Source organism: Variovorax sp. Soil_C_19, from assembly GCF_057657255.1.
This window is the reverse complement of the sequence record NZ_JBDGIV010000003.1, coordinates 103,719-120,823: the sequence shown is the minus strand read 5'-3', so window position 1 is coordinate 120,823 and position 17,105 is coordinate 103,719. Positions and strand designations below refer to the sequence as shown.

Genomic DNA, 17,105 nt, shown 5'->3' with positions numbered 1-17,105 from the left:
GGTGCGTGGGGTCAACGGGCTTTGATGGTGTTGCGATTCAGCAGGACGTAGATGACGAAACCGAGCGCCATGCCGATGAACCAGGCGTAGTTGGCCGCACCGCGCAGCGTCGGCACCATCACGCACAGGATCGGCACGAGCGCGGACGGGATCATCGCCTGGATGGCCTTCGGGTTGTAGCCGCCGCTGTACCAGTACTCGCCCTTCTCGCTCATGGTGTAGAGCGCGTCCACGTCGATGCGCTGCTTGCGCACGATGTAGTAGTCGGCAATCAGGATGCCGAACAGCGGGCCGATGAAGGAGCCGAGCACGTCGAGCGTGTAGTGGATGACCTCGGGGCTGTTGTAGAGGTTCCAGGGCGTGAGGAACACCGAGCCCACCGCAGCGATCATGCCGCCGGTGCGCCAGCTGATGTGCTGCGGCGCCACGTTCGAAAAGTCGAAGGCCGGCGAGACGAAGTTGGCCACGATGTTGATGCCGATGGTGGCGATCATGAAGGTCACCGCGCCCAGCACCACGGCGGTGGTGCTGTCGATCCTGCCGACCGTGTGCACCGGGTCGGTGATGAGTTCGCCGAAGACCGGCAGCGTGGCCGCCGTGGTGATCACGGTCAGCAACGAGAAGAACACGAAGTTGATCGGCAGGCCCCAGAAGTTGCCCTTCTTCACCGCCTCGAAGCTCTTGCCGTAGCGCGAGAAGTCGCCGAAGTTGAGCATCGGGCCGCTGAAGTAGCTCACTACCAGCGCGGTGGCCGAGAGCATCACCGGCAGTGCGTCCCAGCCCTGGAACTTGATGCCGCCGAGATTCAGGTCGATGTTCTGCCAGCCGGCCTTCCACACCAGCCAGCCGCAGAGGATGGCCATCACCACGTACACCGCCGGGCCGGCCCAGTCGATGAACCGGCGGATGGCTTCCATGCCGTGCCAGAACACGAGCGCCTGCAGCACCCACATGACCATGAACGCCAGCCAGCCCAGCGCCGAGAGGCCCACGAAACCGTGCTGGGCCACGTCCGCATACGGTGCGAGGTTGGGGAACATGTGCAGCGCCAGCACCATGAAGGCCGCCGATGCGAGATAGGTCTGCACGCCGTACCAGGCCACCGCGATCAAGCCGCGGATGATCGCCGGAATGTTGGCGCCGAGCACGCCGAACGACGCGCGGCACACCACGGGGTAGGGCACGCCGGTCACCTGGCTGGGCTTGGCCACCAGGTTGCAGAACACCTGCACGATCACGATGCCCACGAGCAGCGACACCAGCACCTGCCAGCTCGACAGCCCGAGCGCGAACAGGCTGCCGGCCGTGATGTAGCCGCCCACGCTGTGCACGTCGGACATCCAGAACGCGAAGATGTTGTACTGGCCCCAAGTCTGCTTCTTCAGAGGCGCGAGGTCCTCGTTGGTCAGGCGCGGGTGGTAGCCGGGCTTGATGAGGGCGTTCGATTCGGCGTGCGGCCCGGTGCTGCCGGACCCGATCGGGGCCTCGCTGGCGACTGTGCTCATGGTCTTACCTCTTGGAGTGGGTGGTTGGGAAGCCAGTTGCGACGCAAATTTGCGCCCGCTTTGAGTTCGTTATTTGTATACAAAAACAGGATGCAATCAAGGTCATCCGAGAATTCATATATCCGTACATTCCCTGAGAACTGTCAACGGATCGGCCCACGGGCGTGCGCCCGCCGCCCGCGGGGGCGCGGGAGCAGGACAAGAAGAGGGAGGGGCCGCCGCGTGCTGCCGCGCGCGGCGTCGGGGCTCAGCCCGTGTTGCGCAGGCCGGCGGCCACGCCGTTGATCGAGATGTGGATGCCGCGCTGCAGCCGTTCGCCGCCGTCGCCCGCGCGGTAGCGGCGCATCAGTTCGACCTGCAGGTGGTGCAACGGGTCGATGTAGGGGAAGCGGTGGCGCACCGAGCGCTGCATCTCGGCATTGCCTTCGAGCCGCTGCTTCGCGCCGGTGATCAGCGTGAGCGCATCCGAGGTGCGGTGCCATTCGGCATCGATCATCGCGAACACCTTCTGGCGCAGCTTGCGGTCGGTCACGAGCTCGGCATATCGCGAGGCCAGCGCGAGGTCGCTCTTGGCCAGCACCATGTCCATGTTCGACAGCAGGGTGCGGAAGAACGGCCACTGCGCATACATGCGCCGCAGCACCGCAATGCGCTCCTTGCGGGCCGCCGGCGTGGCGGCTGCCGCGAGGAACTGTTCGACGCCCGCGCCGAAGCCGAACCAGCCCGGGATCGTGAGCCGGCACTGGCCCCAGCTGAAGCTCCACGGCACGGCGCGCAGGTCGTCGATCTTGTGGCTCGGGTTGCGCGAGGCGGGGCGCGAGCCGATGTTGAGTTCGGCGATCTCGCGGATCGGCGTCGAGCCGAAGAAGTAGTCGCCGAAGCCCGGCGTCTCGTAGACCAGCTTGCGGTAGGCCGCCATGCTCGCGCTCGAAAGCTCCGCCGCGGCCGACATGAAGGTGGCGGGCGCGGATTTGCCCTGCGGCAGCAGCGTGGCCTCGAGCGTGGCGGCCACCAGCGTCTCGAGGTTGCGCCGGCCGATCTCGCGGTTCGCGTACTTGGAGCCGATCACCTCGCCCTGCTCGGTGAGCCGGATCTGCCCGCGTACCGTGCCGGGCGGCTGCGCGAGGATCGCCTGGTAGCTCGGGCCGCCGCCGCGTCCCACCGTGCCGCCGCGGCCATGGAACATGCGCAGGCGGATCGGCGGGCGCCCGCTGCTCGCCGAAGCCTTCTTCTTCTTGTCGTTGAGCTCGTCGAACAGCGCCACCAGCGCGGTGCCCGCGCGGTAGAGCTCCCAGTTGCTCGTGAAGATGCCGCCGTCCTTGTTGCTATCGCTGTAGCCGAGCATCACGTCCTGCTCGCCGCCCGAGCGCTCGACGAGTTCGGCGATGCCGGGCAGGGCATAGAACGCGCGCACGATCGGCGCGGCGTTGCGCAGGTCTTCGATGGTCTCGAACAGCGGCACGACGATCAGGTCGCAGACCGCGTTGTCGCTCAGGCTGCCGCGAAGCAGGCCGACTTCCTTCTGCAGCAGCAGGGCCTCGAGCAGGTCGCTCACCGTCTCGGTGTGGCTGATGATGTAGTGGCGGATGGCCGCCGCGCCGTAGCGCGCGCGGGCCGTGCGCGCGGCCGCGAAGATCGCGAGCTCGCTGGTGGCGAGCGGCGAGTACTCGGCATCGGGCACGCGCAATGGGCGCGCGTCGTCGAGCAGTTCGAGCAGCAGTTTCTGCTTGGCCTCTTCGGTCAGCGACACATACGCCGGCGCGATGCGTGCGGTGGCCAGCAGCTCGGCGACCACGGCCTCGTGCTTGTCGGAACTCTGGCGCAGGTCGACGGTGGCCAGATGGAAGCCGAACACCTCCACCGCGCGGATCAGCGGCCGCAGGCGCGGCGCGGCAAGCACGCTGCCGTGCTTCTCGCCGAGCGACTCCTCGACGGTGCGCAGGTCGGCCAGGAACTCCTCCGCCGCGGCGTAGGGGTTCTGCGGCGGCACCGCATGCCGCGCGGCCTCGCCGCCCGTGAGTTCGCGCAGCGTTGCCGCGAGGCGCGCGTACACGCCGGTGAGCGCGCGGCGGTAGGGCTCGTCCATGCGGTGCTCGCTCGTGTCGGGCGAGCGTTCGGCCAGCGCCTGCATCTCGACCGACACGTCGACCAGCGTGGCCGACAGCGAAAGCTCGCCACCCAGGTAGTGCACTTCGGTGAGGTAGTGGCGCAGCGCCAGCTCGGCCTGGCGGCGCAGCGCGTATTCGAGCGTATCGGCCGTCACGTTGGGATTGCCGTCGCGGTCGCCGCCGATCCATTGGCCCATGCGCAGGAAGGTCGCCACCGAGGGCGTGATGCCGCCCTGGCCCAGGGCTTTCTCGAGGTCGGCGTAGACGCGCGGGATCTCGCGCAGGAAGGTGGCCTCGTAGTAGCTCAGCGCGTTCTCGATCTCGTCGGCCACGGTGAGCTTGGAGAAGCGAAGCAGGCGCGTCTGCCACAGCTGCGTGACGCGGGTGCGCATCTGCGTTTCGTTCTCGGCGAATTCGATCGGCGTCAGCGCGTCCTTCGCGCCGGCATAGGCGCCCTGGCGCAGCTTGATCTCGTCGCGCGCCGTTAGCAGCTGCGCGATCGCGCGCTCGGCGTCGAGGATGCTCTTGCGCTGTACCTCGGTCGGGTGCGCGGTCAGCACCGGCGACACGTAGCTGTGGGCCAGAGAGGCGACGATCTGCTCGGGCTTCACGCCGGCCTTGCGGATGCGCGCCAGCGCGGTCTGCAGGTCGCCGTCGGCGCTCTCACCGGCACGTTCCGCTTCGGTGCGGCGGCGGATCTGGTGCCGATCTTCGGCCAGGTTCGCAAGATGGCTGAAGTACGTGAAGGCGCGGATCACGCGCACCGTCTCGGCGGCACTGAGGCCCTTGAGCAGGCTTTTGAGCGCGCGGTCGGCGGCATGGTCGGCATCGCGGCGGAACGCCACCGAGAGCGTGCGGATCTTCTCGACCAGGGCATAGGTCTCCTGCCCTTCCTGCTCGCGGATCACGTCGCCGAGGATCCGGCCCAACAGCCGGATGTCGTCGATCAGGGGCTGGTCTTCGGCTTGCCGGCGCTTGGCGGGCGCAGGGGTCTTGCTGGCTTTCATTCGATGCTTTTTCCTGGACGTGAAAGAAGACGCCGCCTGCGTTGCTGCGGCGCAACATGCTAGCATTCCGGCCGTCCGAACTCGTACTTTTTTGGGAGCGATCTTGAGCCCTATCGTGATCGCCACGCGCGAAAGCCGGCTGGCCATGTGGCAGGCCGAACACGTGCAACAACTGCTCCAGGCGCGGGGCCAGACGGTCACCCTGCTGGGCATGACCACACGCGGCGACCAGATCCTCGACAAGTCGCTCAGCAAGGTGGGCGGCAAGGGGCTCTTCGTGAAGGAGCTCGAGCTCGCGCTCGAGGAAGGCCGCGCCGACATCGCGGTCCATTCGCTGAAGGACGTGCCGATGGACCTGCCCGAAGGCTTTGTGCTGGCCGGCGTGCTGGAGCGCGAAGACCCGCGCGATGCGCTGGTGTCGCCGCACTACGCCTCGCTCGATGCGCTGCCGCAGGGCGCTGTGGTCGGCACCTCGAGCCTGCGCCGCGTCGTGCTGCTGCGGGCGCTGCGACCCGACCTGCGCATCGAGCCGCTGCGCGGCAACCTCGACACCCGCCTGCGCAAGCTCGACGAAGGCCAGTACGACGCGATCGTGCTTGCGGCGGCCGGGCTCAAGCGCCTCGGGCTCGAAAGCCGCATCCGCGTCGCATTCGAGCCCGACACCATGCTTCCGGCCGCGGGGCAGGGCGCCCTCGGCATCGAGGTGCGTGCCGACCGTGCCGAGCTGATCGCGTTGCTCGGCACGCTGTCGCATCCGCGCGACTGGCTCGCCACCGCCGCCGAGCGCGCCGTGAGCCGCGCCATGGGCGGCAGCTGCTCGATGCCGCTGGCGGCCCATGCGCGCTGGCAGCCCGATGGCGCGCTGCGCGTCGATGCGGCCTGGGGCGACCCCGAGGGGCGTGCCGCGCTGGTGCGCGTGCAGGCCGAAGCGCCGGTGGCCGATCTTGCGCAGGCCGGCACGGTGGGCGAACGCGCGGCCGCGCTGCTGCGCCAGGCCGGCGCGCGCTGAGCGTCCGATGGCCGCGAAGCCCGTCATCGTGACGCGGCCCGCGCGCGAGGCCGCGCAATGGGTCGACCTCTTGCGTGCCGCCGGGCTTCGGGCCGAGGCGCTGCCGCTGATCGTGATCGAACCCGCGCTCGACACCGCCCCGTTGCACGCCGCGTGGAAGCGCCTGTCCGGCTATGCCGCACTGATGTTCGTGAGCGCCACGGCCGTCGAACATTTCTTCGCCCACGCGGGCGAGGGCGTGCCCGGCTTGCCGCCCGGCCTGCGCTTCTGGGCCACCGGCCCCGGCACCACGCGTGCGCTGCAGCGGGCCGGTGTGCCCGACCATGCCATCGACGCGCCGCCTACCGATGCGGAACGCTTCGATTCCGAGGCGCTCTGGTCCCTTGTGAAGACCCAGGTCGGTGACGGCGTGCGCGTGCTGATCGTGCGCGGCGGCGACGCGGCCGGGGCGCCGAGCGGGCGCGACTGGCTCGCGAAGGAGATCGACGCCGCCGGCGGCCTGCGCGACACGGTGGTCGCCTACCGGCGGCTCGCGCCCAGTTTCGACGACACGGCGCGTGCACTCGCGCGCGAAGCCGCCGCGGGCGGCGCCATCTGGCTCTTCAGCAGCTCCGAGGCGATCCGCAACCTGTGCCATGCCATGCCCGGCATCCCATGGGACGAGGCCCGCGCGGTGGCCACGCACGAACGCATCGGTGATGCGGCGCGCGCCGCGGGCTTCGGCGCCGTGCGCGTGTGCGCGCCCCTGCGAGAGGCGTTGATCGCGTCGATAGAATCGTTCTCATGAGTGCTGCGTCCCCGCCCGACGACTTCTCCCCCTCGCCGTCCGCCGCCGATGCGGCCGCGCCGTTGCCGGCCCCGGTGTCGATGTCGCAGACGCCGGAGTCGTTGGCCGCAGCGGCAAGAACGCTTTCGCGCATCGCCCTCGGCCTGCTGGCGTTCGTGGCCCTGGCTGCGCTGGTGATCGCCATCGCGCTGTGGCAGCGGGTCAGCGGCATGCAGGAGCAATTGGCTCGCCAGAGCGCCGAAGCGCAGGCCCAGTCGCTCGAGGCGCGCACGCTCGCGCGCCAGGCCATGGACACGGTGCGCGACACCGCGGCCCGCGCAGCCCTCACCGAGACGCGGGTGGCCGAAGTCGCGCTCCAGCGCTCGCAACTCGAGGAACTGATGCAGAGCCTCTCGCGCTCGCGCGACGAGAACCTCGTGGTGGACATCGAATCGGCCATCCGCCTGGCCTTGCAGCAGGCCCAGGTCACGGGCAGCGTGGAGCCGCTGCTGGCGGTGATGAAGTCCGGCGACCTGCGCATCGCGCGCGCAGCGCAGCCCCGGCTCGCGCCGCTGCAGCGCGCCATGCAGCGCGATGCCGATCGCCTGCGCAGCAGCGCGAGCGCCGACAACGGTGAAGCGCTGCGGCGCATCGACGAGCTGATGCGCGGCGTGGACGACCTGCCGCCGCTGAACGCCGTCGCCATGCGCGGCAGCGGCCTCAACGCCTGGCAGCCCGAACCCATTCCGGCCGACGCGCCCTGGTGGGAAAAGGCGCTGTTGACCGTGCGCGCCGAACTCCGCTCGCTGGTGCGCGTGGGCCGCATCGAGCGGCCCGAAGCCGTGCTGCTGGCGCCCGACCAGACCTACTTCCTGCGTGAGAACCTCAAGCTCAAGCTGCTCAATGCGCGGCTCTCGCTGCTGTCGCGGCAAATGGACACCGCGCGCAGCGAACTCGCGGTGGTCGCCAGCGCGCTGAACCGCTATTTCGATCCCGCCTCGCGGCGCACGCAGGCGGCGGCCACGCTGCTGCAGCAGCTCCAGACCCAGGTGAAGGCCACCGAGCCGCCGCGCATCGACGAAACGCTGGCCGCGCTCGCAACCGCCGCAGCGGGGCGCTGATGAGAGCGGCGCTCTGGCTCCTCGGCCTGTTCGCCATCGCGGCAGCGGTGGCCCTGTTCGCGGGCAACAACCAGGGCACGATCACGGTGTTCTGGCCGCCCTGGCGGGTCGATCTTTCGCTCAATCTGGTGCTGCTGATCCTGTTCGCGGTCTTCGCATTGCTTCACCTGGCATTGCGCGGCCTCGCGGCGTTGTTCTCGCTGCCGACGCAGGCGCGGCAGTGGCGGCTGCAGCAGAAGGAACGCACGCTGCATGCGGCCGTGCTCGACGCGATGGTGCAACTGATCTCTGGGCGTTTCTCACGCGCGCGCAAGGCCGCGCAGGCCGCGCTGGTGCAGGAGAAGACGCTCGCGGCACTCGACGCGCACCTGCCGCAGGCGCAGCAGGTGCGCGTGCTCGCCCATCTGCTCGCGGCCGAAAGCGCGCAGGCATTGCAGGACCGGCCCGCACGCGATGCGCACCTGCAGCAGGCGCTCAACGAAAGTACCGATCGCACCCTGCTCGCGAGCCCCGAGACGCGCGAAGGCGTGCAGTTGCGCGCCGCCCGCTGGGCGCTCGAAGACCGTGATCCGGCGGCCGCGCTTGCGCGTCTTGAAGAGCTGCCCCAGGGCGTTCAGCGGCGCACGCTCGCGCTGCGCATCCGCCTCAAGGCGGCGCGCCAGGAAGGGCGCTCGCTCGAGGCCCTCGAAACTGCACGCCTGCTCGCCAAGCACCGGGCCTTCTCGGAAGCCGCGGCGCGCAGCATCGTGCGCGGCCTGGCCACCGACCTGCTCTCGGGCGCGCACGATCCGGCCCAACTGCTGCGCGCATGGTCGGAACTCGAGCCGGCCGAGCGCGAGATGCCCGAGATCGCGATCCATGCCGCCCAGCGCATGGTGGCGTTGCGCGGCGACCTGTCGGTGGCGCGCGGCTGGCTGCTGCCGGCCTGGGAGCGCATGGTCGCGCAACCGCACGGCCTGGGCGACGCGTTGCGCGTCAAGCTCGCGCGGGCGCTCGAGGCCGGCTTCGATTCGGTCGATCCCGAATGGCTGGCGCGCATCGAATCGGCCCAACGCAACAATCCACGCGACCCGAACCTGCAGTACCTCGCGGGCATGGCCTGCATGAAGCACCAGCTCTGGGGCAAGGCGCAGCAGCTGCTCACGCAGGCCGGCCAGACCCTGCAGGACGCGGACCTCTACCGCCGCGCCTGGCTCGCCATCGCCGAGCTGGCAGAAGCGCGCGGCGACGAAGCGCAGGCGGCGGCGGCCTGGAAGCGCGCTGCGCAGGGGCAGACCGACAAGGCCTGAGCGGGAAACGAGAGAGCCCAAAAAAAACGGCGCCTCATCGGCGCCGTTTTTCGTTGTTGGCCACCGGGCCTCGCGACCCGGTGGCTTGCTCGCTGCTGCGTCAGTTCACGTTTTGCGCGTCGGAGGATGCCGCTGCCTTCTCGAACGGCAGGCTCATTGCGCCGAGATCGCGGCGGGTTTCGACCAGCACCAGCGGACCTTCGTCGAGCACGACGGCCGGCGGACGTTCGCGCGGCACGTGCACCGGCTTCGGCTCGGCCGCCATGGCGGCGTGCGCCTGCGCGATGCGCTCGGCGTCGGAGTTCACCCATTGCAGACCCGACTTTTCGGCGACCTGCGCCAGTTCGTCGAGCGGCAGCTGGAAGGGTTGGACCTTCGGCAGCGCCCGGCCGCTGGCAGCGGGCTGGCTCGGTGCGAGGCTTGCGACGGGCGCGGGTGCAGCCACCGCAGCCACTGGCGCGGGGGCTGGTGCCGGTGCGGGCGCAGGAACCGTTGCCGCTGCTTCGGCCGCAGCCGCTTCCGCGGGGCGGTCGAAGTAGCTGCGTCGTGCCGGTGCGTCTTCGGCGACAGCGCGCTCGGCCGGCACCTGCGCAGCAGGCATGGCCTCGCCGGCCTCTGCAACGGCAGCGCCGTCGGCCGATGGCCTGGCTTCGCTCTCGTCGCGCGGGGCGCGTTCGCGTCGATCGCGGCCGTAGCGGTCACGCGAACGACCACGGCGCTCTTCGCCATCGCGACGCGGCGCTTCGCCTTCGGTGCCGGCTGCGAGTTCAGCCGGCTCGGCTGCACCGCGCTCGGCATCGTCCGGCGTGGCGGCTGCTTCGCTGTCGCTGCCGAAGCGCGGCTGGCCATCGCCACGGCGCTCGCCGCGGCGGCCTTCGCCGCGCTCGCCACGCGGGCCACGCTCGTCGCGGCCGCTGCGCGGTGCGCGTTCGGGCTGTACGCCGTCCTGCGGTGCGGCGGCGTTGTCGCCGTCGGTGGATTCGCGCGCCATCTCGGTGTCGTTGCGCTGCGGCTGTTGCTCGCCGCGCTCGGTGCGTTCACCACCGCGCTCGCCACGTTCACCGCGCTCGCCGCGTTCACGGCGTTCGCCACGTTCACCGCCCCGGGCGCGGGGTGCGCGCTCGGCCGTGGTGTTGCCTTCGTCGCCGGCCTCACCGTTGGGCGCGAGCTGCTGGGCTTCGAGGTTGGTGTTGTCGATCGGATCGCCCGATGCCGCGCGGGCACCGCGGCCTTCGCCGTCGCGGCGTTCGCCACGGCCACCGCGGCGCTGCTCGCCCTCGCGCGGGGCACGGGCCTCACGCGGTTCGCGGGGTTCACGCTGCTCGCGCGGTTGGGCGGCGGCGTCGTTGCGGAGTTCGCTGCCGTTGCCGCGTGCCTCGCGCTGTTCGCGTCCTTCGCGGCGCTCGCCACCGCGTCCACCGCGGCGTTCGCCATCGCGCCCGCCCGAGCGGCCACCGTTCTCGCCGGTGCGGCCACCGCGGCGCTGTTCGCCGTCGCCGCGGGCGCCGCGCGCCTCGCCATCGCGGCCGGTGCGGCCGCCGTCACGCCGGGTGGGCTTCGGGGGCTCGACCGGGATCATGGTGCTCGGTGCGGGCGCTGGCGCCGGCGTGCCCGAGAACCAGCCCTTGAGGCGTGCGAAGAAGCCGGTTTCGGCCGGTGCCGGTGCGCTCACGACTGGCGGTGCAACCGGTGCCGGGGCCACGGCCACGGGGGGGCGCACCGGTTCGGGCCGGGGCACCGCCACGGGCGCCGGTGCGTCGGGCAGCACGCCCTTGATGACCGGCGTCTGCTTGTTGGTCGGCTCCTGCGAGCGGCGGGTGACCGAGGTCGGGTCCTCGACCTCGTCGGCCATCTTGTAGCTGGCTTCGATGTGGTCGAGGCGCGGGTCGTCGTGCTTCAGGCGCTCGAGCTTGTAGTTCGGCGTTTCGAGCGTCTTGTTCGGCACCATGAGCACGGTGACGCGCTGCTTGAGCTCGATCTTCGCGATCTCGGGGCGCTTTTCGTTCAGCAGGAACGAGGCCACTTCGACCGGCACCTGCACGTGCACGGCGGCCGTGTTGTCCTTCAGGCACTCTTCCTGAATGATGCGCAGGATCTGCAGCGCGCTGGATTCGGTATCGCGGATGTGGCCCGAGCCGCCGCAGCGGGGGCAGGGGATCGACGAGCCCTCCGACAGCGCCGGCTTCAGGCGCTGGCGGCTCATTTCCATCAGGCCGAACTTGCTGATCGAGCCGAACTGCACGCGGGCGCGGTCTTGCCGCAGCGCATCGCGCAGGCGGCTTTCGACTTCGCGGCGGTTCTTCGACTCGTCCATGTCGATGAAGTCGATGACGATCAGGCCACCGAGGTCGCGCAGGCGCATCTGGCGGGCCACTTCGTCGGCGGCTTCGAGGTTGGTGCGCGTGGCGGTTTCCTCGATGTCGCCGCCCTTGATGGCGCGGGCCGAGTTCACGTCGACCGACACGAGCGCTTCGGTGTGGTCGATCACGATGGCGCCGCCCGAGGGCAGCTGCACGGTGCGGGCATAGGCCGACTCGATCTGGTGCTCGATCTGGAAGCGGCTGAACAGCGCCGCATCGTCGCGGTAGCGCTTCACGCGGGCGGCATGCTCGGGCATGACGTGCGCCATGAACTGCTGCGCTTGCTCGTAGATGTCGTCGGTGTCGATCAAGATGTCGCCGATGTCGTGATTGAAGTAGTCACGGATGGCGCGGATGACGAGCGAGGATTCCTGGTAGATCAGGAAGGCGCCCTTGCCGCCCTTGCCCGCGCCGTCGATGGCGGTCCAGAGCTTGAGCAGGTAGTTCAGGTCCCACTGGAGTTCGGGCGCCGAGCGGCCGATGCCAGCGGTGCGCGCGATGATGCTCATGCCCTTCGGGTACTCGAGCTGGTCCATCGCCTCCTTGAGCTCGGCGCGGTCGTCGCCTTCGATGCGGCGCGAAACGCCCCCGCCACGCGGGTTGTTCGGCATCAGCACGACATAGCGGCCGGCCAGCGAGATGAAGGTGGTGAGGGCCGCGCCCTTGTTGCCGCGTTCTTCCTTCTCGACCTGGACGGTCAGTTCCTGGCCTTCCTTGATGACGTCCTGGATGCGCGCCTGGCTGGCGGAAACGCCTTCGGCAAAGTACTGCTTGGAGATTTCCTTGAACGGCAGGAAGCCGTGGCGGTCTTCGCCGTAGTCGACGAAACAGGCTTCGAGCGACGGCTCGACGCGCGTCACGACGGCCTTGTAGATGTTGCCCTTGCGCTGTTCGCGCCCTTCGATCTCGATCTCGTAGTCGAGGAGCTTTTGCCCGTCGACGATGGCCAGGCGGCGTTCTTCGGCCTGCGTGGCATTGATCAGCATCCGCTTCATGATGCGTTGTCCTTCTATGTATCGTTCTACCGGCCCATGACGGGCCAACGATGCACGGACGACGCCCGCGAAACGAGGGGAATTGCCGCTTGGCCCCGGATGCTGTGCTGTGCCGCGCAGGCGCGGACAAGCCTCTCGAGCGTCAGCTCAGGAGGACAGCCGGGGTGGGGGCGCGTGGATGGGCGCGAGCCAGATTCGGTGTTGAGCGGCCATCTTTTCGATGGCAGGGTGCGCAATGGTGGCGCGCGGCGCGGATGATTCCATGCCGGAGGCCGCTGGCAGAAGCCAGGTCGGCCAGCGCAGGCACAGTCGAATCAGCAGCATCAACACAAGGGGCTCGCTTCGATCCGCCTGCAGCTCGGAAGCTGCAGGCTGGGTATTCCGTATCGGTGTTTCGTGGGTGTCGGCTTGACTTGGGTGCAGGGCCTGCCACTTTGCGCGCTTGCGCGGGGTTTGCAGTCTCGGCGCCAAAGCGGCATCGACCTCGCAGCGTTGTAGTGGGTGCTTGACCGCAGTGGTCTAAACTTCTGTCTAATCAAGCACTTACACGACCGCGCTGGTGAAAAACATTATAGGTGCGAAGCACAGCCCCGCGGCGCCCCAAATCGCGGGAAATGAAGGCGGCGCGCCCGGCGCGTCCATCAAATTCATTACTGTGGACGCCGAATCCGCCGGACAGCGGCTCGACAACTTCCTTTTCCGCCACCTGAAGGGCGTTCCCAAGACGCATGTCTACCGGATCATCCGGTCGGGCGAGGTGCGCATCAACAAGGGACGCGTGCAGGCCGAGACGCGCATCGAGGCCGGCGACGTGCTGCGGCTGCCGCCGGTGCGGATCTCGGCGCGCGCCGAGGAGGGCGCCACGCCGCCGGCGCCCGCGCGCGAGTTCCCGGTGCTGCTCGAGGACGATGCCGTGCTCGCCATCGACAAGCCCGCCGGCGTGGCGGTGCATGGCGGCAGCGGCGTGAGCTTCGGCGTGATCGAACAGCTGCGGACCGCCCGGCCCGGCGCGAAATTCCTCGAACTGGTGCACCGGCTCGACCGCGAAACCTCGGGCATCCTGCTCGTGGCCAAGAAGCGCAGCGCGCTGGTGGCGCTGCAAGACCAGTTCCGCGAACGCGAGACCGGCAAGACCTATCTGGCGCTGGTCGAAGGAACCTGGCCGGCGAACCGCAAGGTGCTCGATGCACCGCTTGCGCGGTTCCTGCTGCCGGGCGACGTTGCGGGCGCCGGCGAACGCCGCGTGCGCGTGGTCGCCAAGGACCACCCCGACGCGATGCACGCGGTGACGCTGGTGCGCGTGCTTGCGCGGCTCACGCTGGCGGGCGAGGCCGCGCCGTTGTCGCTGCTCGCAGTCACCATCAAGACCGGCCGCACGCACCAGATCCGGGTGCACCTGGCCTCGGCCGGCCACCCGATCGCGGGCGACGACAAGTACGGCGACTCGGACCGCCAGCGCGCACTCCAGCGGCTGGGGCTGCGGCGCATGTTCCTGCATGCCTGGCGACTGCAATTCAACCATCCCGTGACCGGCGAGCGCGTGGCGCTGCAGGCCGACCTGCCGCCCGAACTGCATACCCTGATACCGCCGCCCGCCCTCGAGGCGCTGGCCCAACATCCCCTTCCCACGGCCCATGACTGACCCCACTACCCGACCCTTGCGTTTCGACCTGATTGCCTTCGACTGGGACGGCACCCTCTATGACTCCACGCGGCTCATCGTGCGCTGCATCCAGGCCGCGGTGGTCGACGTCGGCGGCGCGAAGCCGAGCGAGAACGACGCTGCCTGGGTGATCGGCCTGGGCCTGGCCGAGGCGCTCGCGCGCGCGGCACCCGACGTGCCGAAGGAGAAATACCCCGAGCTCGGTGCCCGCTACCGCTACCACTACCTGCAGCACCAGGACGACCTCGTGCTGTTCGACGGCGTGCTGCAGATGCTCGATGCGCTGCGCGCGCGCGGCCACAAGCTGGCTGTGGCCACGGGCAAATCGCGCCGCGGCCTCAACGAGGCGCTCCGGTCGGTGGCGCTGCGCGAGCGCTTCGACGGCTCGCGCACCGCCGATGAGACCTTCGGCAAGCCCCATCCGCGGATGCTGCTCGAACTGATGGAGGAGCTCGAAGTGCCGGCGGAGCGCACGCTGATGATCGGCGACACCACGCACGACCTGCAGCTCGCGCTCAATGCCGGCTGCGCGAGCGTGGGCGTGAGCTACGGCGCGCACGAGCCCGGGAGCTTCGACGAACTGAAGCCGTTGTTCGTGGCCCACTCGGTGGCCAGCCTCGAGGCCTGGCTGCTCGAGAACGCCTGACGACCGCCTGCGACCGCCTGACAATCGCGCGATGACGAGCGAAGAACAGCGCATTCCCCTGTGCAACGCGTCCGACCTGGTCGAAGGCGGCCGCGCCGTTCCCTTCGACGTGGTCTATGGCGGTGAGACCTGCCGGGCCTTCGCGGTGCGCTTCGAAGGGCAGCCGCACGCCTACCTGAACCGGTGCAGCCATGTGGCGATGGAAATGGACTTCCAGCCCGACCGCTTCTTCGACGATTCGGGCCAGTGGCTGCTGTGCGCCACGCACGGCGCGGTCTACCGGCCCGACACGGGCGAATGCGCGGGCGGCCCGTGCCGCGGCGGCCTCGTGAAGATCGCCCTGAGCGAAAGCCACGGCGTGGTCCACTGGCATACTGCCTGGAACCTCCATCCCCTGACATTCTGAAATGACCGACTCGAACCGCACGGAACCCGAAGGCTTCGAACCCTTCGAGCCGGCGACCCCTTTGGCGCCCTCGCAGGGCGCACCGAGAAACATGGCCAAAGATCCCACGCAACGCCCCGGCTGGGAGCGTGCAACGCTCGAAAAACTCGCCTTCGCATCGCTGAACGAACAGAAGGCAGCGCGCCGCTGGAAGACCTTCGTGCGCCTGTCGTGGCTCGCCTTCTTCATCTTCCTGGTCTGGCTGGCCATGTCGCGCAGCGCGCCGAGCACCGCCACGAGCACGGCGCACACGGCGGTGGTTGAGGTCAAGGGCGAGATCGCCAACGGCAGCGATGCGAGCGCCGAGTTCGTGATCGCCGCGTTGAAGACGGCCTTCGAGGACCAGGGTGCCAAGGGCATCGTGCTGCTCATCAATTCGCCCGGCGGCAGCCCGGTGCAGGCCGGCATCATCAGCGACGAGATCAAGCGCCTGAAGGCCAAGCACAAGAAGCCGGTCTATGCCGTGGTCGAGGAAACCTGTGCCTCGGCGGCGTACTACATCGCGGCAGCCACCGACAAGATCTTCGTCGACAAGGCCAGCATCGTCGGCAGCATCGGCGTGCTGATGGACGGCTTCGGCTTCACGGGCGTGATGGACAAGGTCGGCGTCGAGCGCCGCTTGCTCACGGCCGGCGAGAACAAGGGCTTCCTCGATCCGTTCAGCCCCATGAACGACGCGCAGCGTGCCCATGCCCAGGCGATGCTCGACCAGATTCACACACAGTTCATCAATGTGGTGAAGACCGGGCGCGGCGACCGGCTCAAGCTCGACACGCCGGGGCTCTTCAGCGGTCTGTTCTGGAGCGGCGAGAAGGCCGTCGAGTTCGGCTTGGCCGACCAGCTGGGCAACGTCGACTTCGTGGCGCGCGAAGTCATCAAGGCCGAGGAGGTCACCGACTACACGCGGCGTGACAACGTGGCCGAGAAGCTCGCGAAGAAATTCGGCGCCGCCATGGGCGCCGCCACCGTCCGCTCGCTGCAGTCCGCCTCGCCGGCGCTGCGCTGAGATCGGCAGCGGCTGCCCGGCGCGATCAAGCCGCGATCAAGCCCGGGTGCCGCGCTCGGTGAAGCGCGCCGAGGCCGCGAGCGCCACCGCGAACGCCACCACCACATACAGCGCGGCCGTCAGCGAACTGGCGCGCGCCAGCAGCCCGATCACCGCCGGCCCGGCCATGAAGCCCAGGTACGCCACGGCCGACACCGCGGCAATGCCGCTGGCGGGTTCCACGCCGGGCACGCGGGCCGAGGCGCCGAACAGGATCGGCACCACGTTCGCAAAGCCCACGCCCACGCCCGCGAAGCCGAGCAGTGCGACCCACGGCAGGTGCGTCAACAGCACCAGCGTCATGGCAGCGGCCGCGAGCAGGCCGCTGCCGAGCAGCAGGGCGGCGGGCGAGAAGCGGGCGCGCAGCGCGTCGCCGCCGAAGCGCGCCGCCGCCATGGCTGCGGAAAAACTCGCATAGGCCAGTGCGGCCTGCTGCTGCGGGCTGTGGAGCTCCTGCTGCATGTACAGCACGCTCCAGTCGTAGATGGCACCCTCGGCGATCAGGCCCAGCGCGGCGAGCACGCCCAGCACCGCGAGCGTGCCGCGCGGCAGGCGGAAGCCATGGCGCGCGGCCGCGTCGCCGACAGCGGCAACGGGCGGCAGCATGCGGGTCGAGGCGATCGCGACCGCAGCTACCATCGCCGCCGCCACCCACAGCAGGTGCGCCTGGGCCCCAAGTCCGGCAGCCAGCGCGGCGCTGCCGCTTGCTGCGCCGGCCATGCCGCCGAGGCTGAACATGCCGTGCATGCCGCTCATCAGCGGCTTGCCGCCCTTCAGCTCGAGCTGGGCCGCCTCGGTGTTGATGGCAACGTCGAACACGCTGGTGACGAGCCCGAAGGCGGCCAGCAGCGCCAGCAGCGCGAAATAGCCCGGCATGGCGATGAGACCCGCGAGCAGCAACGCGTAGATGCAGCCGCAAATAGCCGCCATGCGGCGGGCGCCGTGGCGGCCGATCCATCGGCCTGCGCTCGTGAGGCCGAACATCGCGCCGGCGCCGGCCGCGAGCATGGCGAGGCCGAGTTGTGCCTCGTCGATGCCGTAGTGCGCCTTGACCGTGGGCACGTGCACGCCCCAGGTCGCGAAGATGAAACCGGAAGAGAAAAACTGCGCGCGCGAGGCCCAGCGGTGGCTGGCAGTCACCCTCAT

The 17,105-nt window shown here is 69.5% G+C and carries 12 protein-coding genes; 8 read left to right on the top strand and 4 right to left on the bottom strand.

The window, feature by feature from the left end; translation table 11 throughout:
• Positions 1-11 precede the first annotated feature (11 nt).
• Complete coding sequence (locus AC3A6R_RS07925; RefSeq protein WP_487859574.1) at positions 12-1,505, bottom strand: NCS1 family nucleobase:cation symporter-1; 1,494 nt, start codon at positions 1,503-1,505, stop codon at positions 12-14.
• A 247-nt stretch (positions 1,506-1,752) separates the two neighbouring features.
• Positions 1,753-4,620 carry a phosphoenolpyruvate carboxylase gene (ppc, locus tag AC3A6R_RS07920; RefSeq protein ID WP_487864197.1) on the bottom strand — a complete coding sequence of 956 codons (2,868 nt, stop codon included), beginning with the start codon at positions 4,618-4,620 and terminating at the stop codon, positions 1,753-1,755.
• A gap of 145 nt (positions 4,621-4,765) precedes the next feature.
• Between ppc and hemC the strand changes: the two genes are divergently transcribed.
• Genes hemC through AC3A6R_RS07900 form a run of 4 tightly spaced genes read left to right on the top strand, consistent with a single transcriptional unit; the run spans position 4,766 to position 8,805 of the window.
• Positions 4,766-5,629: a hydroxymethylbilane synthase gene (gene hemC / locus AC3A6R_RS07915; RefSeq protein ID WP_487864379.1), complete on the top strand. Its 864-nt coding sequence runs from the start codon at positions 4,766-4,768 to the stop codon at positions 5,627-5,629.
• Positions 5,630-5,636: 7 nt separating this feature from the next.
• Entirely contained in the window at positions 5,637-6,416 is a 780-nt protein-coding gene (locus tag AC3A6R_RS07910) for a uroporphyrinogen-III synthase (protein WP_487859577.1), read from the top strand.
• The gene (locus AC3A6R_RS07905; RefSeq protein WP_487864196.1) at positions 6,413-7,516 is read left to right on the top strand and encodes a uroporphyrinogen-III C-methyltransferase; all 1,104 of its coding nucleotides are present in this window, start codon (positions 6,413-6,415) and stop codon (positions 7,514-7,516) included. The genes AC3A6R_RS07910 and AC3A6R_RS07905 overlap by 4 nt, the downstream gene beginning before the upstream one ends.
• Positions 7,516-8,805, top strand: coding sequence for a heme biosynthesis HemY N-terminal domain-containing protein (locus AC3A6R_RS07900; RefSeq protein ID WP_487864195.1), 1,290 nt, complete (start codon positions 7,516-7,518; stop codon positions 8,803-8,805). Before AC3A6R_RS07905 ends, AC3A6R_RS07900 begins: the two co-directional genes overlap by 1 nt.
• A 100-nt stretch (positions 8,806-8,905) precedes the next feature.
• Here AC3A6R_RS07900 and AC3A6R_RS07895 read toward each other — a convergent pair whose 3' ends face one another.
• The gene (locus tag AC3A6R_RS07895) at positions 8,906-12,160 is read right to left on the bottom strand and encodes an Rne/Rng family ribonuclease (protein ID WP_487864194.1); all 3,255 of its coding nucleotides are present in this window, start codon (positions 12,158-12,160) and stop codon (positions 8,906-8,908) included.
• Positions 12,161-12,719: 559 nt separating this feature from the next.
• On the opposite strand from AC3A6R_RS07895, the gene AC3A6R_RS07890 reads away from it, so the two are divergent.
• The 4 genes from AC3A6R_RS07890 to AC3A6R_RS07875 are packed head-to-tail and all read left to right on the top strand — an operon-like array spanning position 12,720 to position 15,920.
• The gene (locus AC3A6R_RS07890; protein ID WP_487859581.1) at positions 12,720-13,802 is read left to right on the top strand and encodes an RluA family pseudouridine synthase; all 1,083 of its coding nucleotides are present in this window, start codon (positions 12,720-12,722) and stop codon (positions 13,800-13,802) included.
• A complete protein-coding gene (locus AC3A6R_RS07885) occupies positions 13,795-14,469 on the top strand; it encodes an HAD family hydrolase (RefSeq protein WP_487859582.1) in 675 nt (224 codons plus the stop codon). Before AC3A6R_RS07890 ends, AC3A6R_RS07885 begins: the two co-directional genes overlap by 8 nt.
• Before the next feature lie 31 nt (positions 14,470-14,500).
• Positions 14,501-14,875, top strand: a complete 375-nt coding sequence (locus tag AC3A6R_RS07880) for a Rieske (2Fe-2S) protein (RefSeq protein ID WP_487859583.1) — start codon at positions 14,501-14,503, stop codon at positions 14,873-14,875.
• Position 14,876: 1 nt separating this feature from the next.
• Complete coding sequence (locus AC3A6R_RS07875) at positions 14,877-15,920, top strand: S49 family peptidase (RefSeq protein WP_487859584.1); 1,044 nt, start codon at positions 14,877-14,879, stop codon at positions 15,918-15,920.
• A 36-nt stretch (positions 15,921-15,956) separates the two neighbouring features.
• Here AC3A6R_RS07875 and AC3A6R_RS07870 read toward each other — a convergent pair whose 3' ends face one another.
• Positions 15,957-17,105 (bottom strand): MFS transporter, encoded by a 1,149-nt coding sequence (locus AC3A6R_RS07870; protein ID WP_487859585.1) that lies wholly within the window; start codon positions 17,103-17,105, stop codon positions 15,957-15,959.

What these genes read in the sequence shown, in the direction of transcription:
- AC3A6R_RS07880 (WP_487859583.1), top strand. Translation starts at nt 14,501, where the DNA reads ATGACGAGCGAAGAACAGCGCATTCCCCTGTGCAACGCGTCCGACCTG.
- AC3A6R_RS07885 (WP_487859582.1), top strand. Translation starts at nt 13,795, where the DNA reads ATGACTGACCCCACTACCCGACCCTTGCGTTTCGACCTGATTGCCTTC.
- AC3A6R_RS07875 (WP_487859584.1), top strand. Translation starts at nt 14,877, where the DNA reads ATGACCGACTCGAACCGCACGGAACCCGAAGGCTTCGAACCCTTCGAG.
- AC3A6R_RS07910 (WP_487859577.1), top strand. Translation starts at nt 5,637, where the DNA reads ATGGCCGCGAAGCCCGTCATCGTGACGCGGCCCGCGCGCGAGGCCGCG.
- ppc (WP_487864197.1), bottom strand. Translation starts at nt 4,620, where the DNA reads ATGAAAGCCAGCAAGACCCCTGCGCCCGCCAAGCGCCGGCAAGCCGAA.
- hemC (WP_487864379.1), top strand. Translation starts at nt 4,766, where the DNA reads ATGTGGCAGGCCGAACACGTGCAACAACTGCTCCAGGCGCGGGGCCAG.
- AC3A6R_RS07870 (WP_487859585.1), bottom strand. Translation starts at nt 17,105, where the DNA reads ATGAGGGTGACTGCCAGCCACCGCTGGGCCTCGCGCGCGCAGTTTTTC.
- AC3A6R_RS07895 (WP_487864194.1), bottom strand. Translation starts at nt 12,160, where the DNA reads ATGAAGCGGATGCTGATCAATGCCACGCAGGCCGAAGAACGCCGCCTG.
- AC3A6R_RS07905 (WP_487864196.1), top strand. Translation starts at nt 6,413, where the DNA reads ATGAGTGCTGCGTCCCCGCCCGACGACTTCTCCCCCTCGCCGTCCGCC.
- AC3A6R_RS07900 (WP_487864195.1), top strand. Translation starts at nt 7,516, where the DNA reads ATGAGAGCGGCGCTCTGGCTCCTCGGCCTGTTCGCCATCGCGGCAGCG.
- AC3A6R_RS07925 (WP_487859574.1), bottom strand. Translation starts at nt 1,505, where the DNA reads ATGAGCACAGTCGCCAGCGAGGCCCCGATCGGGTCCGGCAGCACCGGG.